Source organism: Clostridium perfringens (genome assembly GCF_016027375.1).
Lineage (GTDB): Bacteria > Bacillota > Clostridia > Clostridiales > Clostridiaceae > Sarcina > Sarcina perfringens.
On the sequence record NZ_CP065681.1, the window covers coordinates 2321377 to 2341662 of the forward strand.

A 20286-nucleotide genomic window follows, 5' to 3' on the forward strand; every position below is an offset into this window, starting at 1 on the left:
TTTTACCTAAAAACTTTTTTACTATCCACATCTCCTTTATTTAAATTCCATACAAATTTACTTACACAGCAAATTCACTTTAATAAAATTATGTATAAACCTTATATTGCTATTTTAGTAACCTCATTTCAAAACTTATTTTTAAATTAATTTATTTTACTATTATGTGAGAATATATTTCTCACTTTTTTTATTTTCACTTCAAATAAAATTTATTTAAATAGTTTCACTCATAAACTAATATCTTTTATTTTATATCATCCCTAAATAACTTAATTTCCTACTTATTTTATTCCTTTAAAATAAAAATCTAAGTTAATACCAGTATTTACTAGGATATCTATTTCTAAAGGAGTTATTTTGCTCTAATAGAAATATTCTATAGCAAAACTCAATTGAAAACAATTATCAAATTCCTTATAATAGCAATTGAGATTAATTATCATTTGTTTCTTAGATATGTAAAGAGGTGATATAATGTTAAAAGCTATCTTAAAAATAATGAAAATTTCAAATGAATTCTCATCCTCTACTATTGCTAAAGAGCTTAATATAAGTGAAACAATGGTTGAGATTTACAAAGAACAACTAGAACAAAAGGGATATATAAAGAAAATCTCTTTATCTGGCTGCTCTCAAGACCAATGCTCATCATGTGGATGTGGTTGTGGGAGTTCTAAAAGTTTAAATTCTATTTCAGGCTGGGAAATAACTGAAAAAGGGTTACTAGTTTTACAAAAATAATTTTAATTAGATAAAATTAAGTTTTTTATAATTAGGAGGGATATGCAAAATGGATACTTTAGAAAAAAAACAAGTAGGTGAAAAACTTATTGTTAAAGGAATTCAAAAAGACAGTATTGTAAAAAGAAGATTATTAGATATGGGAATTACCCCTGGCGTTACTTTAGAAATCACAGGTAAGGCTCCTCTTGGTGATCCTATTGAAGTTATTGTAAGAGGATATAAGTTAACTCTAAGAAAAAACGAGGCTAAAAGCATTTTAGTTTAGTACTTAATATCTTAAAAGGAGGAACTTTTTATGATACCTATGTCTTTGACTAAAGAAGGCAGTTCTATTCAGATAGAAAGAATGCTTATTAATGATTCCCTAGGAAAAAGACTTATGGAAATAGGAATTTCAAAGGGAAATATTATAGATGTAATTAAAAATGATACTACAGGACTAATAATTAGTATAAGCGGATCACGTCTTGCTTTAGATAAAACTTTAGCAAATAAAATCTTTGTTAAAGAAATCTAAGCTATATATTTTTGTTTTTAATTGATAATGAATATTATTATATTTTAAATGGTGTATTGAGATGTTTTATGTATTAATAAGAAACATACTTTAATATAATAATTTATTTTTTAATTAATATATAAATGGTTTATCTAAAAGACTAAATAAAAATCTTTTAGAGTTGGTATTGGGTATTTTACTAAATTTAAAACTTTATTAAGGGGGAAAATTAATGTTAACTATTGCGTTAGCTGGTAATCCTAACTGTGGTAAGACAAGCCTTTTTAACTTGCTTACTAAATCAAGACAACATATAGGAAACTGGCCCGGTGTTACTGTGGAAAAAAAAGAAGGTACTTTAAAGTTTAAAGGTGAAAGCTACAAGGTAATTGATTTACCAGGAACTTATAGCTTAGGAGCATACTCAGAAGATGAGATTGTTGCTAGAAATTACATATTAAAGGACAAACCTGATGTGGTTATAAATGTTGTGGATGCAACTAATCTAGAAAGAAACCTTTACCTTACTACTCAGCTTATAGAAATGGGAGCAAATGTGGTTATTGCCCTTAATATGATTGACCAAGCTGAGGCTTTAAATATAGAAATTGATACAAATAAACTTTCTAAAAGATTAGGTGTTCCTATTATAAAAACATCAGCTTTAAAAAATAGAGGAATAGAAGAATTAATAGAAACTTCTATACATTCAAAAAAGAATGAAAAACTTATTAATATAAATTATGGTGAAGATATTGAAAATGAAATAAAAAACCTTTCTTCTTTGCTAGAAGCATATAAAAATAAATTGGAGTTCCCTGTTAATTGGACAGCTTTAAAACTTTTAGAAAATGATGAATATATAAAAGATAAAGTAAAACAATTAAATTCTCCAAGTATATTTAATAAGCTTGAAGAAAGTAATAAGACCATAGAAAAAAATATAGGCTTTGAAGCAGATATGTCTATTGTTGATAAAAGATATTCTTTTATATCATCAATTACTGAAGATGTAATAAAGAAACCTAGTGAAAAGAAAGTAACAACTACTGAAAAAATAGATAAAATAGTTACAAACAAATATTTAGGAATCCCTATTTTCGCACTTATTATGTATTGTTTATATGAATTAACCTTTATTATTGGTGCTGGAATTCAAGAATGGTTTGGAGATCTTATAGCTAAAGCAGGTGTAATTGTATCTGAATGGTTTTCTAATATGGGTGCTCCTGAATTACTAGTAGGATTTATAAATGATGGACTATTTGGTGGTGTAGGTGCTGTTCTTTCTTTCTTACCATTAATTATGGTTATGTACTTCTTATTAGGACTTTTAGAAGACAGTGGATACATGGCAAGAGCTGCTTACGTTATGGATAGACTTATGAGAGGTTTAGGATTACATGGAAAAACCTTCGTCTCTATGATAGTTTCCGTTGGATGTAATGTTCCTGGAATAATGTCTACTAGAACCTTAGAAAACAAAAAGGATAGAATGATAGCTATACTTATTAATCCATTTATATCCTGTGGTGCTAGAATGCCTATATATGCTGTATTCGTTGAAGCATTCTTCCCTACTCATCAAGGTTTAGTATTATTTAGTTTATATGTGCTAGGTATTATAGTTGCCTTAATAAGTGGAAAAATATTTAGCAAAACTCTATTTAAAGGTGAATCTTCATATTTTGTAATGGAGCTTCCTGCTTATAGAATGCCATCTATAAAGAATGTATTCCTATTAATGTGGGAAAAAGCAGGTGCTTTCTTCAAGAAAGCTGGAATGATTATATTCCCAATGATGATAGTTCTTTGGGCCTTATCTGTATTACCACTAGGAGTTGAACCAAATAGTGAACACTCTATTTTAGGTATGATTGGTAGCTTTGTTGCTCCATTATTTGTACTAGCTGGATATGGAACATGGCAAGCTGGTGTATCATTAATAACTGGTATATTAGCTAAAGAATCAGTAGTTGCAACAATGGGTATGGTTTATGCTGGAGTTGAAGAAGGGGAAGCCTTAATAAATGTAATTCAACAGGTATTTACTCCACTTTCAGCAATTTCATTCTTAGTTATGACTCTTTTATATACTCCTTGCTTAGCAGCCTTAGGGGCAATAAAAAGGGAAACTAATTCTATGAAATGGACTATATTCTCTGCTGTATATACATTTGTAATTGCCTTAGTTTTATCAACACTTGTATATCAAGTTGGATTATTGCTAGGTTTTCAATAAATTAAATATGCCTTCTAATTATAATTATTTATTTTAGTTATAATTATTATAAGAACCAAGAGATCTCCTTCCAATAGTCTCTTGGTTCTTTCAATTTAAAATATTATATATAAACTTAGAAAATATTCTTTTTTAAACCCCTCTATTTGCTTATATACTACTAACCTTATATGAGATTAACTAAATAAAAAATCAAAAAGATTAAGAGAATTATTTTTAAATCTCTTAATCTTTTTAATTTATATATAAATATAAAATTTTACTCATCTACTGGAATTAAAATTGCATTTTGAATACATTTTGCACCTTCAGGTGTTAAATTTTGATCTCTTAAATAATATTTTTTGTCATCAACTATTAAATGATAAAAATCTATTACTTTACAGTCCCTATCATTTTTCATTAAGTATCTAACAACAGCTCTCATAAAATCGACTCTACTTAAAAAATGTTCATTAAAAGTTATTTTTATTTTTTCATTGCCTTTGTGTAACATATTACAACACCCCTTTTAATAATCATAAATTCCTTATAAAATGAATCATATTAGTATGTAAAGTCCTAAAAACACATAAATTTTCATTAAAGCTATATCTTATGAAAAGAGAATTAGATCACTGTTAATTAAAAAGCAAAATTCAAAATCCAGGACTCTATAAACGTTTACAAGTTTTAAAATAATCCATTTTAGGTTTATATTCTAAAATTTTTAAACCTTATTTTGTAGTAATACCTCTTTCTCTTTACACTTTTATTATACTACTCCACCCTATTAATGTAAACATTTTCTATTGAATAAATATGGTATTTTTTCCTTATTTAAAAAGCATCATTTTTATAAAAAATATATACTTAAAATTGCAAAAAGAAATTTATTATTACACTAAAATAAAGTCTAAAGTTATTAATATAATCTATTTTTTATAAGATAATCATCTTTATTAGTAAGAAAATAAAGAGCCTTCCTAAGTATAAACAAATTTCTTTGTTTACCCTATAAGAAAACTCTTTATCTACTTTATATTTTTAAATAATCCCCTTAAAATATCCTAAATTTATTAATTTATTTTAAATACTTTCTATTAACTATTCTTCCTTGTTTTTATTTTTTCTTTTTAAGAAAACAGCTCCAACTGAAGCCATTATAGCTCCTAATAAAGATAGCATAGATCCTCCAAGAACTTGTCCTGTTGTTGGCAATGTTCCTTCTTTCTTAAGAAGTTTTTCATCTTTAACTGAGTTCTCTTCATTACTTTTATTTTCTTCACTAACTTTATTCTCTTCTTTAAGCTTATTAGCATTTAATTCCTCTTTTGAATCAGTTTTAACTTCAGGCTTTTGTACTATTTCCTCATCAATAGGTTCATTATATTTCTTATTGTTATTTGGATCATCCTTTTCTGAATTTTTTAAGGAACTTCTGTCTATAGCAAAGTTAATAACTTTTTCTGATGGGTTTCCTGCTTTATCTAAAGCTTCAACCTTTAAGATATACTTACCATCTTCATCTATTCTTGATTTTCCGTCATATTCTTTTCCATTTAAAGTATATTTTAAAGTTGCATCCTTATCATCAATCTCAATTATTGGAGTAACAGGTTCATTATAAACTTTACCCTCTTCAACTCCAGTTACAAATATATTAGTAGGTGTTCTATCTATAGAAAACTTAACTTCTTTATTTGATACATTTCCAGCTTTATCTGTTGCTTGTACATTTAAAACATAGTCACCATCTTCTTTTATACTAGATTTACCATCATATTCTTTTCCGTTTAAAGTATATTTAAAAGTAGCTTCTTCATTACTAGCTATTTCAGGAATAATTTCTTCATTATATACTTTTCCCTCTTCAATATTATTAACGGAAATATTTGCTGGTGTTTTATCTATAGTAAAGTTAGTTTTTACTTCTGTTTTATTTCCAGCTTTATCTGTAGCCTTTACAATTAACTCATAGTTTCCATCCTCTGAAATAGGAGTTTTTCCATCATAATCTTTTCCATTTAATAAGTAACTAATTTCTACATCTTCATTAGAAACTACCTTCGGAGTTACATCACTATTATATATTCCTTGATCTGATACTCCTCCAATTGTCACTTCTGGAGCATTTTTATCAACCTTAACAGTAAGCTTTCTAAGAGTTTCATGACCTAATACATCAACGGCCTTTAATACTATAATATCTCCATCTTTTACAGGAACTTCATATGAAAACTCTCTTCTTGTGCTATCATTTCCTGGCTTAGCTCTCTCTTCAACTTCTAATTGAATAGTATCATTTTTATAGAACTTATATCCTAATGTGTTATCCTCAACAGTACCTTTTATATTTATTTTATCTTCATTAGTTATAACTATACCATCTGATTCTATCTTTGGAGATGATAAGTTTATTATAGGTGCTTTAGTATCACATAATATATTACTAGCATAATTATATAATACATTTCCATTTTCATCTTTAGCATAAATATTAACTTTATTCATACCTTCTTTTAAAGAAACTTTATGTATAAAAGTTCCATCTTCATTTACCTTAACATCTTCATTATTTAACTTAAATTCTTTTACTGGACCTAAAACTACTCCCTTTACTAGATATTCTAAAGAATTATCAACACTTAAAGTAGCAGTTCCAAAGTTACCTTCAAATTTTATTAATGGATCTGAAGATTCAACCTTTATATTCTTAGATACTTCCCCTAAGTTAAATGCTGTATCATTCATAGCTATCTTAACTTCGTTTAAAGCATTATTTTTTAACTTTATGTCACAACTATAAGTGCCATTATTTTCACTTATATTAGCTCTTACACTTTTACCATTTACATATACTGTAGCTATATCTGGTATAATAGAAACATTGTCCTTAGCAGTCCATTCTAATTTATAATCTACTTCATTATCATCCTTATTACCTAATACTTTGTCTCCTGAAGTTATTTCAATATTAGGTGCAGTAAGGTCAACTTGTACTGGAACAACTACCTCTTGATCTTTAGCATTATCATAATCAACTTTTGATTTTATATTTAAATAATATTGTCCTTCTGGTACAACTTCCTTTTCTCCTGTACTTTGGTTATATAGCTTTCCATCCCAAGTTAAGTTCTCAAATAAGTTTGGAGCTTTTCCACTTCCACTTGGTTCACTATATTCCTCTTTTCTTATATAATCTTCATGTCCTATAACTCCTAAGGATTTTTTATCTTTATCTAATAACTCTAATTCAGTTACCTTAGCATTTCTTAAATAATATAAATATGGAGCTATGATATCACCATTTCCATTTCCATCTGGAGATATTGCTATTTTACTAGGATCTACTTTAAGATTTCCCTTTTCATCCTTTGCTCCTAAACCTAGCTTGTACCCAATTGCTCCATTTAAATTTGTTAATACTTCTGATGGAACTATGAACTTTTGATTGTTACTATCCCAATTCATAGCTTCTATTATTTGATCTTTTCCCCAGTCTCCATAATATCCTATGAAAGGAACTGATAATGATGGAACATCTTTTCCTGTAAGTTTAATAAATCCTTCAACAAATCTATCCTCTGAAACGACTTTAGGTATTGTTAATTTCACTTTTAAAGTTTCTGTACCCTTAGCTGGAACAATAACTTTATTTTTATCAAACTTAAGATTTGCCCCCTCAATTCTTACATCATGAGACATAGTCTTTAAAATATCACTAGTTTCTGTTAAAACTCCACCTAAATTTTCAACATCATACTCAGCTTCTTTATCTCCATAATTTTTTAATGTTAATGTAAATTCTTTCTCATTTCCTATTTGCTTTAATGCCACAGTAGAATTATTATTTTCATCTAATACTACAACCTTATTTTTAAGAGCTTCCTCTATTTGCATAAGACCAGCTCCTTGTCTTCTAGGTGAATAAGGTATCTTAGGATTATTTTTATCCATCTCTATCTTAGAAGTACTTATTGCTGTATTTTTTGCTAATTCTACTAAATCTCTTCCCTTAAGATTTGGATTTTCCTTTTTAAGCCCTTCAACTATTAATGTTTCTCCTCCAGCAACATGTGGCGCTGCCATTGATGTACCAGTCTTAATACCATATTTATTATCATTTATAGTTGAATATATATTTCCACCTGGTGCAGATATTTGTGGTTTAAAGTCTAAGCTTGGAGTAGGTCCCCATGATGATGATTCAACAAAATCACCAGCATCACTACTTGCAACTAATATTTTATTGTTTGTAAACTTTATTTTTAAACTTTTATTAATAGCATTTTTAAATTTTTCCCCATCTGAATTTTTAACAAATACTGATGGAATTTTAACCTTTGGATCTGTTGCCATATTTATAAATGACTCATCACCATCTCCATTGTATATTATTACCCCTTCAGCACCAGCTGCCTGTGCATTTAAATTTTTATCTATAAAAGTAATTTCCCCTCTTTTTATTAAGGCAACTTTTCCCTTTAAATCTTTTCCTTTAAAATCTTGTACCTTTCCAAGTCCACAATCTACTAAATCAAAGTCTTTATCTAAATTAAGACTATTTTCTTCTCCTGATAACATAAATGGTATATTAACTGCTTCACCATTATCTTCAAAGCTTATTGTTGGTAATAACATCTTACTATTATGATAGTTTGCTACTGTAAGTGCATCCTTTGCAGTTCCAGGAGCTCCTACTAAACCAGTATCCTTTATATCTGGAACCTTGTATGGAGCCGTTGAATATTGTGAATTTCCAGCAGCCACAACAACGACTACCCCAGCATCCACAGCCTTTTTAACTGCTATTTGTTCTGGATCATCTTCTTTTTGGAATCCAGCAGAAGATCCTAAACTCATATTTATTATGTCTGCTCCTTGATTAACAGATTCCTCAATGGCTGCTACTATATCATCCTCAGCAGCTCCTTGTCTATTAGGATTGTTTGAAAAAACTTTCATAGCTAATAATTGTGCTTCTGGTGCTACTCCTTTTATTGCCTCATTTTTAGCAACCTCTTCATCACTTCCATTGGCAGCAACTATTCCTGCTACATGCATTCCATGCATATCTACTTTTGGATGTGTATCTATAATATTTTCATTTTCATCAGCAAAATTATATCCATATGGAATTTTTTCTGTAAAATATTTTCCTGGTCCATCTTTTAAATTTTCTTTTTTAAGCTTAGCTTTTGATGAATCTGTTATTTTCATATCTTTATGATTTGGATCTATTCCTGAATCTATAATAGAAACAACCATTCCTTCACCTTTTAAGCCTAACTCTTTCCAAGTTTCTACTGCCTGTGTTAAATCTTTAGCAGAATTCATAGCTGGATAATAAGTCTTTACAACTTTTACGCTTTTTACACCATCGATTTTCTTTAATTCCTCTATATCTTTTACTTTTGTATCGATACTGAATCCATTTATTAAGGTTCCAAAGCTTTTATTTATCTTTTCTCCTGTAATTTCTTCTGCTTCATCCTTAGCATCTTTTTGTTCTTCTTTTACTTCTTGAATTTTTGCTTCAGATGGTTTTTTCTCACCTTCAGCCTTAGCTTCCTCTATAGCTGCTGGCTTTTCAAGTTCAACTATAACTCTTACTACTTCATTTGGATTTTGATACTTAAAATAAAGTTCATCCCTAGCAATATTCTCTAAATTTCTTACTGTATGGCTTGTCCCATTTTGAATTTCCTCTGCCATTACATTAGTTCCTACACTACTAGGCATTATAAGAGCCAATACCACCAAACCATTGAGCGTTGAGGATAAAAACCTCTTCATCTGTTTTTTCTGTTCCTTCATTAAATTTGTCCCCCTTTTTATTATGTTATTTATAAAAATTTTTATAATAAATACTTAGTTGCCCCTACCAAATATTTATATTATAAAAAAATTTTAAGCTTTATATAGAAACTAATGAATTTTAATTATTACATTAATTCCTTAATCTTTTAATTTCTCTTAACACTTTATTTATATTTTAATAGATTATACATTATTAGTTAATTTTTTGAAAGTGTTCTTTTTATTAACTTTTTGTAAATAAATTCTATTAAATCCCTTTAAAAGGCAGTATTACTTTGATTCCCCCACCTACTTATATATTAATTTTTTTAAAAAATATCAATTTTGCTGTTTCATAAATTATAATTAACATTATTAATAGTTTATTAATAAATCATTGATAACGTTAATTATAGTAATAAAAATAAACTCATTAGGTATAATATTTCATTACACCTAATGAGCTTATTTTAAACTTATCTCTCTTTATAATTTTTAAAATCCCTTACGAAATGGAGGGAATACATAATCATCTTTTTTTCTAAGTGAAATTAATACTTCTTCTCCACAGATATCTTTGCATACCACTGTACCTCTAAAAACCTTAAGGTTATCACAAGCTCCCATTTTTAAGAACTCCATAATAGCCTCTACCTTTGTATCATAATAAGCTTCTGGAACTTCTTTACCATTAGGAGTAACTTCTGCTAATATATATTTCTCTGAAATATATTTACACCAAGCATTTTCTTTATCCCAGTCAGCACCAAATTTTTCTGACATAATATCATACCAATTTTCAGCTAGTTTTTGCTTTTCAGACTTATTCTTTCTTCCAACTAATTCTTCCTTAAGTTTCATAACTGCATATCTAAGATAAAAAACCTTATCTACTTCATCTTCAAATTCATATAAATTAAGATCAAATCCATAAGTTTTATAAACCTCAGTAACTTTTTCATTTAGTTTTTTAGAATCAATTATAAAATTTCCATTCTTTGTCTTATATGTAGTAACTCCCATTATTGCTCTCCTTCATCTAGAAATACTATTTCTTTAAATATATTTAATCTTTAGTAATATTAAGTTTTATAGTTTATTAATCAAAATTTTTATTTCACTATATAATATTATTATCCATAACCAAATTTTCCTATTATATAAACTAATACTTATCCTTAATAAAAGCTTAAAACACAATAATAAAATGACTTTTGTTAACATTTTGTTATTATATTTTATATAATAACATAAACAGTAAAACTTTACCAGTTAACTGAAATCACTACATAATTTTTATTTATGAAAAACATCAAAATTTTGGTTTAACATCTCCATTTATTAAATCAATAAAATCTTTAATATGCTTATTATTCTCTAAATTCATGGATATATCATATATAAGCCATCCAAAATCATTATTAGACAATAACAACTCTATTCTTTCACGCTCCACTTTCCAATAATACTCTAAATTACAAAAAGCTCTTAACAGGGTTATTTCATTATCAGTGTAACCCCCTCTTCCATCCCAAAGGCCAACAATCTCCTTACAGGCTTTCATACTAGCATAAACATCCTCATTCCTTTCTTCTCCACTAGAATTTAAGGTTGCATATGCAAATTTACTAATATTGTACTTAAGTTGTTCCTCTAATCTTTTTTCATATAAATATACCTTTGTACTTTTATAAATACCAAAGAACATACTTGCTATTAATAATACTGATAAAACAACTACTTTATTTTTCTTTAAATACTCCCTTAATTTTTTAATAGTCATTGACTCTCCCCCTTATTTCATATATACATTTAATTATATATATTGATATTTTTCCCACAATATTTTATATATCTTTTATTAAAAAAATTACAATTGAAGTAAAAATAAAAAAGATGTATTGTTTTTATATAGGTTAATTTAACCCTATAATTTTAAACTTTATATTTAAAAGGAGAAATTAAATTGAAAAGAAGTAATTCACCAAATAATAAAAAAATTGAAATAAAAGAAATCTGCGAAATCTGTGGAGAAGAGATGGATGAAAATCCTTTTGCATATGACTATGATTCAGAAAATAAACTTGTCTTTAAATGTCCAGCATGTGGCCACAGAAAAGTTAGAAACTTATAAAAATTAAATATTCTTATTTTTAACATTAAATACTTACAAAGAGAGTATAAAATAACAAAAGAGAGAGCTTTACTTAAAATAAAACTCCCTCTTTTGATTAATATATAGGTCAAACTTAATTTTTTAATAAAACACTTTTAAAATTTTATTTTTATTCTACAGGAATAAGTTGCCATTGACTTGTCCAATAAGTATTTGGAACATTTCCATACTGTAAAACGCCTTCATAACTTTCTGTATGTATTGACATATTAGGCTTCCATCTGTTAACAAACCTTGTATATCCATCTACTGGTACTTCACTCCATTGAGCACTCCACCAAGTTTTTGGAACCTTACCATGTTCTATATATCCAGTTTGGTTTTCTATATTTAAATATTCTCCTGTTTCATTATTCTTTAATAAAGTGTATCCATCTCTATATTCTTTACTCCATTTTGCATTTTTTTCATTTTTTAAAGTTATGTCCCCATAAGACACTTTATCATTATTTTCTTCAATATAAAGGAATTTTCCTGTTTGTCTATTTCTTATTAAGTAATTATTTAAACTTTCACTCTCTTTATATCCATCTACTGGTTTCCAAACTCTCATATAATCAATTGCCCATTCCTTAGGCCAAACATCATTATGAACACCTGAACCTGCATCTGTGTATATATTTAAAATTGTCCCCATTTCATAGTCTGGTGAACCATATATAACCTTAAATAATTCATTATCATAATAAAATTTCAAAGCAGTAGGAGTCCATTCCATTGCATAAATATGATATTCAGAAGTTGGATCTCCTGATGGAACTTTATCTTCTGAAATAGTCCAAGATGTTTGGAAGTTTGGATCATTCCATCCATATGCAGCGATTCTCCATGTATCTTTTTTACTAAAGAAAGTTTCTAATATATCAATTTCACCTGTTTGTTTTGAATTGAACCAATCATTAGTATCATCCTGCATACCAACCATCCACCAAGCTTGATGGCCTCCACCACCTGTGTTAGATAACTTAGCACGAATTTCAAAGTATCCATATTTAGTTGTATAACCTCTCCACTCATTTCTTTCATGATTATCAGTTGTTCCACTAAAATTATGTATCCAACTTTTATCAAAAGACATTATGGCAGATGATCTAACAGTTCCATCATGCTCTGGGCACCATGGTTTCTGATCTTCAGTTATATATTCAACAAGTGATCCATTTTCAAAGCGATAATTAGCCTTAGCACTTTCAGGATCCTTGCACCAATGTGGTAAATAATAATCAGTCCATTTTTCTCTATCTAATGTAGGACCATTGAACTCATCAGAAAAATCTAGTTTATATCCAGCTTTTTCAATTGGATTTGCTGGAAAATCCTTTGCTTTTGAAATAGTAAACGGTAGCAACAATAGTAACATAAAGACAAACATAAATCTTAATACACCTTTTCTATTCAAAAATACCCCTCCATTTAAAAGTTTGACCTATAAAATATATTTATAAAAAAATTATAAATATCAAAACTTTATAAATTTTCTTGTGAACTTAAAAATTCCAAGAATCTTTCAACGCCCCCTGATAAAATTATTACTTCTTCTGGTCTTTTTCCTTTTAAATTAGAAACATCAAAGAAATCTCCACTTTTTGATGAATCAGTAATCATAAAACTATCACTACCATATAATCCCTCATCAATTCCTATGTATTCATCTCCCCAAAAGCTACATTCTTCTGGTAATATTCCAAATTCATCTTTAAAATACCTTAAAATTGTATTTACATTATCACTTTTGCTAGAAACTCCAACTTCTAAGTATTTAGCATCTGTTGTTACTACTAAATCTAAGCCGTATTTCTCTCCTATTTCCTCAGAGATTTTAATAAGTCCTAAAATCCCCTCATTAAATCCATGCCTAGTTAAATTTTCTTTTAATATATCAACCTCATTTTCTTGAAGAAATAGTTGCTCTCCTCTATTATTATCGACCATAAGATCTATTTTACAATAATTAGGTCTGCTAAAAACTATATCCGTCTTATAATCATAGTCTTCTAAAAGCTTCATATGAATATCAAAACAAGCCTTATGAACATCTAAAAGAACTGATTTTTCTGGTATCATATTATTGAATAACTCTAAATTTTTATTTTTATTAAATTTATAATTGTATGCCCCTCTACCTAAGCCTAAAAATAAATTTTCTAATTCTTTTTCAGTAAAGTAATCTTGTAATCTTCCACCAGCAATATTTTCAATAGTAGTTCCACTAATTATTGCTAGTTTTATTCCCTTATTAAGTAAACCCTTCATTCTCGAAACTATTTCATCTACTGGTACCTTCCTAGAAGTTACAGCAGTACCATCCCAATCAAAAAAGATAGCTCTATACCCCTTATTCATAAAACACTCTCCCTTTTTTCTTATTAATAATAAATTTAAACAAAGCAGATTAAAAGTTTTATTTTTAAATAGCTAAACTATTATTTAGCTGGTATTTTTATTATTTCACTTAAATTTTTAAGATAAACTTTTTCTCCATATACATATAATTCTAAATTCTCGCCCTCTAATAGTCTTATTTCAATTTCATCTTTAGAAATTTTTATTTCTAATAGATTCTTCTTATAGAAAATTTTAAAACTATATGCATTCCACTCCTTAGGTATTGTAGGATTTAATTCTAAAATTCCTTTATTAGTTCTAAGTCCTGCAAAACCATTTACAATGCCTTGCCAGGTTCCTGCCATATTTGCAGCATGAATTCCAGCATAAAAGTTATTGTGATAATCATCTAAGTCCATTCTTGCTGACTGTGAAAAATACTTGTAAGCCTCCTCATCATATCCAATTTGACTAGCTAAAATACCAAATATACAAGTTGATAAAGAGGAATGATGCAATGTTACTTCTTGATAGAAATCATAGTTTTTTCTTAATTCCTCTATACTAAAAAGATTACTATGAAGGTACATTGCTAAAATTGCATCAGCTTGCTTTGACATCCTTTGTCTAAATATAAATAGAGGATGATAATTTTCATAAAGAAGATGTCTCTTTTCTTTAGGTATTTTTGAATCATCCCAATGCTTCCTCTTCATAAAGCCATCATCTAAAGGATACACCCCTCTTTTCTCATCATACGGGAAATACATATTTTCAATTATTTTTTTCCAATATTCTATTTCTTCATCTTTTAAATCAATCTTTTTAACCAAATTATCATAAGCTAATTGATCTTTTTCTTTAATCTTATTTAATGCCCATATTGCATCTCTAAGGTTTTCACGGGCCATAAGATTAGTGTAAAAATTATTATCAACTATAGCATTGTACTCATCTGGCCCAGTTACAGCACAAATACAATATTTATTTCCTACATACTCAGAAAATGATCCTACATCAGCCCAAACCCTTGCAGTTTCACATAAAACCTCAGCTACTTTATCCTTTAAATAGTGAAAATCATCATTAACATCTACGTAAAGCTTAAAGGCATATGCTATGTCTGCATTTATATGATATTGAGCCGTTCCTAAAGGAAAATATGTTGATGCTTCCTCTCCATTAATTGTTCTCCATGGATATAAGGCTCCTTTATCATGTCCTAATACCCTTGCTCTCTCTCTAGCTTTATCTAAAGTAAAATACCTATAATCTAGTAATTTCTTAGCTAAATCTGGCTTAGTATATACAAATACAGGAAGTACATACATTTCTGTATCCCAAAAATAATGTCCCTCATATCCTTCTCCACTTAACCCTTTAGCTCCCATTCCGGTTTTACCATCTCTCCCAGCTGATTGCATAAGGTGAAAAAGATTAAATCTTATTCCCTGTTGAAGTGCATCATCTCCCTCAATAATTACATCAGCTGTTCTCCAAAATTCTTCAACATATTCCTTTTGCTCTCTCTCAGCTTCTATATATCCTTTTTTCTTGGCATCACTTAAAATAGTTTTTATAAAGCCATGTAACTTTTTACAATTCATATCTAAAGATGTGCTATATGCAATAAACTTATCTAATATAATTTCTTTATTTTCCTTAGCATAAAATTCATAAGATACCCCAAAAAGCTCATAATTTTTAAAATTCTTTCTTATAAAGTTTTCTGCTGATATTTTATTTACTGCTCCACAAGCTATTGAAAGTTCACTATTTAATGTTGTTCCTTCATAATAAAGTTCATCTTTTATGGAATCTATATAATCATTTGCAAGCCTTTTACCAAAAGGACCATAATCAACTAAAGGATTAGTTTTTCTTGTATGATTTTCTACATTTGCATCAATAGCAGAGATAAATTTTAAATTTCCACTAAAGTTTAAAGGAGTAACTTTATAACGTATTTCCATTAAATTTTTATTATTAAAACTAACAAATCTACTTATGCTAATTTTTATTTTTTTACCCTTAGGTGATACCCATATAAGATCTCGAGTTATCCTTCCCTCTTTCATATGCAAAACTCTCTTATAATCTTCTATTTCACCTGTAAGCATACTGAATTCTTCATCTTCTATAAATAGCTTTATTATTTTAGCATTTGGAAGATTTAAAAGTGATTGACTTTCTGTAGGGAAACCAAAATTCCATTCCCCATATCTTATATGCTCACTTTCATAAAAGCCATTTACAAAGTTTCCTTCTAATCCTGTTTCAACATCAAAATCATATTCCTCTTCAAAGGTGCCTCTAGTACCTATATATCCATTAGCCAATGAAAATGTTGTTTCATTTCTATAATTATTTTTTAAAAGAAATTCTTCTTCTGTTATATTCCAAGGCTCTATTTTATAAATAGGCTCTCTATAATCTTCCATATTACTCTCTCCTTACCACTTTATTTTCCAAAAAACTTCATTCTTTTTCACAAAGGAATATAAAAACTCAATGGCATCTGGTTTCAATGCTGTCCTATGTTTTGAAATTGCTTCTCTCTTTAAATTTTCTTTTAAATTATTACATTGCATTTCTTTAGGTACAATAAAACTTAATGCTTCACTCCATTTTAAGTTTGAAGTTTCTTCTAGAAGTTTTGGACATGTAAATTCACTAACTTCTTCAGTAATAATAGGCCAATTTTCATCCCCATCACAAGAATGTACTATGCCACTATATAAATTAGGTTCATAGTTATTTTTTTCTCTAAGTTCTTTTAGTATTTCAACTACAAAACAATATAATCCGCTATGATCTCCGTGGGTATCAAACTCAGAGGTTGTAAAAATATTTTTTGGCATATATTTTTCTATTACTCCTAATAAATCATCATGAAAATTCTTTCTAGTATATTTACTATGTTCATTAAAATTTTTAAAGTGATATTCTTTATGATTCTCTAAAGAATAAGTTTCCTTTGAACAGCTAGACTCTAAAATTTTATTTTCATCCTTCTCTTCATAAAGATTCCATATAAAACTTTCTTCTTTAGGCATTCCAGTGTCCGCATATCCAAGGACTATTAAATTTTCACTTTGTAACCCTAAAAGTTCTAAGCCTTCTATACTTTCGCTAATTCTTGCCCTTCCCACAGAAAAATCTTTACAATCATAATCTCCATTAGTAGCCATTACTACCTTCACATCAACTCCACTTTCTATGGCATTTTTTATTATTCCTCCTGTCATAAGTAATTCATCATCCTCATGGGGAACAATTATCATAATACTTCCAAAATCTTTGTCTATATTAATATTTCTCATAAAATTATCACCTCGCCATTTAACCTTTAACAGCTCCAGTTGTAACTCCACCTATTATGTATTTTTGCATAAATATATAGAATACCATAAGAGGTGCAACTCCTAGCATTAACATTGGGAAAAGTGCTGTCCAGTCAGTTGAGAATTGACCTATATTTCTAGATACTTCTTGTAAAATAACTCCATTTTCTCTACTTTGTAAGAATAATAAAGGTGTTAAGAATTCATTCCATACATTTAAAGTTACTATTATAACTACAGTTGAAATAACTGGTTTTAAAAGTGGTAATATAACTCTAAAAAACTTTTTTAATACTCCGCATCCATCAATATCTGCAGCTTCCTCTAACTCCATTGGAATAGTAGCTTCTATAAATTCTTTAAATAAAAATATTGCTTGAGGTGTGTTTATGGCTACGTTTACTAATATTACAGCAAAGGCACTATTCATAAGATGTAAACTCTTTACGATTTTATATAAACTTACTATATTCATTTGGAATGGAACTATTAATCCTGCAAGGAAAAGCAAAAACATACGATTTCCAAGTTTAGTTTTTGTTCTAGCTAAAGCATATCCAGCCATAGATCCAAAAACAACAATCAATATAACCGCTGTGGCAGTTATAAACACTGTATTTCCAAAAGCTCTTGGAAAACTCATCTGTTTCCACGCATTAGAATAATTTTCAAAAATCCAAGTCTTAGGAATTCCTAATGGACTAGCGGTTGCTTCTTGAGGAGATTTAAAAGTTGTTACTATAAGATAATAAATTGGTATAAACCATATAGCAGCTAATAGAATCATTGCTAATTCTAATCCCCATAGTTTTTTGTCTTTTTTCTTAATTCCACTACTCTTCACTTTATTCATCATGATATAGACTCACTCCATTTCCCCATTAATTTCGTTGTTATTCCACTTATTACAAGAACTATAATAAAGAATAATACTCCAAAGGCTGCCCCTGTACTATAGAATCCATCTGAAATACCTTTTTTCATCATAACAGTCATAACTGTTTCAGTAGCATTTCCTGGTCCTCCTGAAGTCATTGAATATATGATATCGAAAACCTTCATACCACCTATAAGTCCTGTAACAACTATTATTTTTACTGATGGACACATTAATGGAAGTGTTACATGAAAGAATTGTTTTAAACTTCCAGCTCCATCAATACTTGCAGCTTCATATAATTCTTTAGGTATTGATTGTAAATTTGCTAAGAATATAACCATTGCCCATCCTGTCCATTGCCAAGCTTGAGTAAAAATTACAGAAAATAAAGCTTTATTTGTTGTGAAGAAATTTATTGTGTCTAATCCTAAAGAATGTAATATATTATTTACTAAACCATAATCTGATGATGAAAGTATAAAATTCCATAAGTAACCTATTATTAATGAACTGAATACTGCTGGAAAGAAAAATACAGCTCTTAATAAATTACGGCTTTTTAATTTTTTATCTAATAATACTGCTAAAGGTAATGCCAAAACTGTTTGTAACCCTGTAAGAGCTATAGCATATATTACTGAGTTCTTAATACCAGTCATCATTACTGGTGTTGAAAATACCTTAGCGTAATTTTCAAATCCAACAAAACTTAAATTAATAGGATTTATATCTGTATAATTAGTAAAACTATAAAATATTGTGTATAAAAATGGTACAATACTAAATATTAAGTAAATTGCTAAAGCTGGTAATACAAAAACATAAAAGTATTTTCCCAAAGTTCCCGGTGTTCTTCTTTTCTTTTTAACTAATTCCATGTAGTCTCCTCCTTTAAATGCTAGATAAGTTTTTTAAAATTGCTCATAACTCTAAACAAATTAGAATTATGAGCAAAAGATTTAATTTTATTTATTTATAAGTTCACTTGCAGCAGAATCTACATTTGATAAAGTTGTTTTTAGATCTTGGTTTCCAAGTAAATAATTTTGCATTTGTTTACCGTAATCTACATGTGCTGATCCTGCATCTCCCCATTCATTCCAAGGACAATAAATATGACCTGCATTTATAGCTTTTTCAGCTCCCTTAAAGGCTTCTGGAAGAGTGAATGAGGTTCCAGTTAAGTAAGAAGATCCTCCTTGATTGTTTTCCCATAAAGCTTTTTGTCCCTCTTCTGTAGATATAGCTTTTAATACTTCCATTGCTGCATCTTTATTTTTAGATTTTGAATTTACTGCAAATCCACATCCAGGTCCACCTATTAACCATCCATCGCTAGGTTTTGTTCCGTAAAATGGCATCATATTAAGTTTTAAATCAGGATTTTTTGACATAATTGCTTCTAAATCCCATGGTCCTGAACAATACATTGCAGCTTTTCCAGTAGCAAATTCCTCTAAAGCTTGATCATGGTCTATTCCAGTCATATCTTTAGTGTATATTCCATCCTTTATCATTTCTGACCATTTATCTAAATACATATTCCATGTACCATCTAACTTAACTTTTCCTTCTCTATACTCTTGTCCAAAGTTTTTACCAGCATCTGTTGATAAATACTCTGCTGTTACAAAGGCCATAGAATTCTTTAATAAAGGTTCCCATGATTTTAATCCTGCTGCTAAAGGTTTTATTCCTAAGCTTTGGAATTTCTTACAAACCTCAATATATTCATCAAAAGTCTTAGGTATTTGAATATTATTTTCTTCAAATAATTTTTCGTTATAATATATTCCTTCAAACCAACTTATTCCTGGTAAAGCATATACATTATTATCGTACTTATAAACATTAGTACCTGAATCTGAATACTTCTTAGCCAAATCGTTTACATTTTCTAGATATCCTAATTTAGCATGTTTTAAGGCTGATGCTGGAGATTCACAAATTATATCTGGACCCTCTTCAGCTGATAATTGAGTATCTACTATTGTGTTATAGTTTGAGTTATCAATAAATTGATACTCTATTTCCACATTTGGTAGTTTTTCAGATAAATACTTTAACATATCTTTCATTGTATCTTCATTATTCCAGTTAGTCATACGAAGCTTTACTTTACCACCATCTTTTGCTTGAGTAGAATCAGTTTTGTCACCACATCCTACCATTGCAGTTGCTCCAATCATCATACATAGAATTGCACTTAGAATTTTTTTTCTCATATCTCTTCCCCCTTTAATTTATCCATCCCTTTAATGATGTCATAGCTTATAAATTATTAAGTTCCTC

16 protein-coding genes are annotated in these 20286 nt (G+C 28.6%); 5 read left to right on the forward strand and 11 right to left on the reverse strand.

The genetic code is table 11. From position 1 onward, the window contains the following. Positions 1–477 precede the first annotated feature (477 nt). The 4 genes from I6G60_RS11005 (at position 478) to feoB (ending at position 3488) form a co-directional block, all read left to right on the forward strand. Positions 478–744, forward strand: coding sequence for a FeoC-like transcriptional regulator (locus I6G60_RS11005; protein ID WP_004457350.1), 267 nt, complete (start codon positions 478–480; stop codon positions 742–744). Positions 745–793: 49 nt separating this feature from the next. Beyond that, positions 794–1012, forward strand: a complete 219-nt coding sequence (locus I6G60_RS11010) for a FeoA family protein (protein ID WP_003463636.1) — start codon at positions 794–796, stop codon at positions 1010–1012. A 30-nt stretch (positions 1013–1042) separates the two neighbouring features. Continuing rightward, positions 1043–1264, forward strand: coding sequence for a FeoA family protein (locus I6G60_RS11015; RefSeq protein WP_003456171.1), 222 nt, complete (start codon positions 1043–1045; stop codon positions 1262–1264). Positions 1265–1478: 214 nt separating this feature from the next. Then, on the forward strand, positions 1479–3488 hold the full coding sequence (gene feoB / locus I6G60_RS11020; RefSeq protein ID WP_195390572.1) for a ferrous iron transport protein B: 2010 nt from the start codon (positions 1479–1481) through the stop codon (positions 3486–3488). Positions 3489–3747: 259 nt separating this feature from the next. Here feoB and I6G60_RS11025 read toward each other — a convergent pair whose 3' ends face one another. From I6G60_RS11025 to I6G60_RS11040, 4 genes are all read right to left on the reverse strand, one after another. Then, a complete protein-coding gene (locus tag I6G60_RS11025; RefSeq protein WP_003451889.1) occupies positions 3748–3984 on the reverse strand; it encodes a hypothetical protein in 237 nt (78 codons plus the stop codon). Between the two features lie 590 nt (positions 3985–4574). Then, complete coding sequence (locus I6G60_RS15405; protein WP_110077891.1) at positions 4575–9287, reverse strand: S8 family serine peptidase; 4713 nt, start codon at positions 9285–9287, stop codon at positions 4575–4577. Between the two features lie 477 nt (positions 9288–9764). Continuing rightward, a complete protein-coding gene (locus tag I6G60_RS11035) occupies positions 9765–10292 on the reverse strand; it encodes a hypothetical protein (RefSeq protein ID WP_003456144.1) in 528 nt (175 codons plus the stop codon). A 289-nt stretch (positions 10293–10581) separates the two neighbouring features. Continuing rightward, positions 10582–11052, reverse strand: a complete 471-nt coding sequence (locus I6G60_RS11040) for a hypothetical protein (protein ID WP_003456199.1) — start codon at positions 11050–11052, stop codon at positions 10582–10584. Between the two features lie 183 nt (positions 11053–11235). Between I6G60_RS11040 and I6G60_RS11045 the strand changes: the two genes are divergently transcribed. After that, on the forward strand, positions 11236–11403 hold the full coding sequence (locus I6G60_RS11045; protein ID WP_003456228.1) for a hypothetical protein: 168 nt from the start codon (positions 11236–11238) through the stop codon (positions 11401–11403). A gap of 151 nt (positions 11404–11554) precedes the next feature. Here the strand turns inward: I6G60_RS11045 and I6G60_RS11050 are convergent, their stop codons facing one another. From I6G60_RS11050 to I6G60_RS11080, 7 genes are all read right to left on the reverse strand, one after another. Further along, on the reverse strand, positions 11555–12844 hold the full coding sequence (locus I6G60_RS11050) for a glycoside hydrolase family 16 protein (protein ID WP_003456415.1): 1290 nt from the start codon (positions 12842–12844) through the stop codon (positions 11555–11557). A gap of 68 nt (positions 12845–12912) precedes the next feature. Further along, on the reverse strand, positions 12913–13788 hold the full coding sequence (locus I6G60_RS11055) for an HAD family hydrolase (protein ID WP_003456288.1): 876 nt from the start codon (positions 13786–13788) through the stop codon (positions 12913–12915). 80 nt (positions 13789–13868) lie between these two features. Then, positions 13869–16211 (reverse strand): glycoside hydrolase family 65 protein, encoded by a 2343-nt coding sequence (locus tag I6G60_RS11060; protein ID WP_057231272.1) that lies wholly within the window; start codon positions 16209–16211, stop codon positions 13869–13871. A 12-nt stretch (positions 16212–16223) separates the two neighbouring features. Beyond that, positions 16224–17093 (reverse strand): PIG-L deacetylase family protein, encoded by an 870-nt coding sequence (locus tag I6G60_RS11065; RefSeq protein ID WP_011590576.1) that lies wholly within the window; start codon positions 17091–17093, stop codon positions 16224–16226. A gap of 19 nt (positions 17094–17112) precedes the next feature. After that, positions 17113–17970 carry a carbohydrate ABC transporter permease gene (locus I6G60_RS11070; RefSeq protein ID WP_003451790.1) on the reverse strand — a complete coding sequence of 286 codons (858 nt, stop codon included), beginning with the start codon at positions 17968–17970 and terminating at the stop codon, positions 17113–17115. Beyond that, positions 17967–18872 carry a carbohydrate ABC transporter permease gene (locus tag I6G60_RS11075; protein ID WP_003451894.1) on the reverse strand — a complete coding sequence of 302 codons (906 nt, stop codon included), beginning with the start codon at positions 18870–18872 and terminating at the stop codon, positions 17967–17969. Before I6G60_RS11075 ends, I6G60_RS11070 begins: the two co-directional genes overlap by 4 nt. A gap of 87 nt (positions 18873–18959) precedes the next feature. After that, entirely contained in the window at positions 18960–20219 is a 1260-nt protein-coding gene (locus I6G60_RS11080) for an ABC transporter substrate-binding protein (RefSeq protein WP_003456161.1), read from the reverse strand. Between the last annotated feature and the right edge of the window lie 67 nt (positions 20220–20286).

Excerpts from the sequence above, each read along its gene's own strand:
- I6G60_RS11005 (WP_004457350.1), top strand. The coding sequence starts at position 478 with ATGTTAAAAGCTATCTTAAAAATAATGAAAATTTCAAATGAATTCTCA.
- I6G60_RS11010 (WP_003463636.1), top strand. The coding sequence starts at position 794 with ATGGATACTTTAGAAAAAAAACAAGTAGGTGAAAAACTTATTGTTAAA.
- I6G60_RS11015 (WP_003456171.1), top strand. The coding sequence starts at position 1,043 with ATGATACCTATGTCTTTGACTAAAGAAGGCAGTTCTATTCAGATAGAA.
- feoB (WP_195390572.1), top strand. The coding sequence starts at position 1,479 with ATGTTAACTATTGCGTTAGCTGGTAATCCTAACTGTGGTAAGACAAGC.
- I6G60_RS11025 (WP_003451889.1), bottom strand. The coding sequence starts at position 3,984 with ATGTTACACAAAGGCAATGAAAAAATAAAAATAACTTTTAATGAACAT.
- I6G60_RS15405 (WP_110077891.1), bottom strand. The coding sequence starts at position 9,287 with ATGAAGGAACAGAAAAAACAGATGAAGAGGTTTTTATCCTCAACGCTC.
- I6G60_RS11035 (WP_003456144.1), bottom strand. The coding sequence starts at position 10,292 with ATGGGAGTTACTACATATAAGACAAAGAATGGAAATTTTATAATTGAT.
- I6G60_RS11040 (WP_003456199.1), bottom strand. The coding sequence starts at position 11,052 with ATGACTATTAAAAAATTAAGGGAGTATTTAAAGAAAAATAAAGTAGTT.
- I6G60_RS11055 (WP_003456288.1), bottom strand. The coding sequence starts at position 13,788 with ATGAATAAGGGGTATAGAGCTATCTTTTTTGATTGGGATGGTACTGCT.
- I6G60_RS11060 (WP_057231272.1), bottom strand. The coding sequence starts at position 16,211 with ATGGAAGATTATAGAGAGCCTATTTATAAAATAGAGCCTTGGAATATA.
- I6G60_RS11065 (WP_011590576.1), bottom strand. The coding sequence starts at position 17,093 with ATGAGAAATATTAATATAGACAAAGATTTTGGAAGTATTATGATAATT.
- I6G60_RS11070 (WP_003451790.1), bottom strand. The coding sequence starts at position 17,970 with ATGATGAATAAAGTGAAGAGTAGTGGAATTAAGAAAAAAGACAAAAAA.
- I6G60_RS11075 (WP_003451894.1), bottom strand. The coding sequence starts at position 18,872 with ATGGAATTAGTTAAAAAGAAAAGAAGAACACCGGGAACTTTGGGAAAA.
- I6G60_RS11080 (WP_003456161.1), bottom strand. The coding sequence starts at position 20,219 with ATGAGAAAAAAAATTCTAAGTGCAATTCTATGTATGATGATTGGAGCA.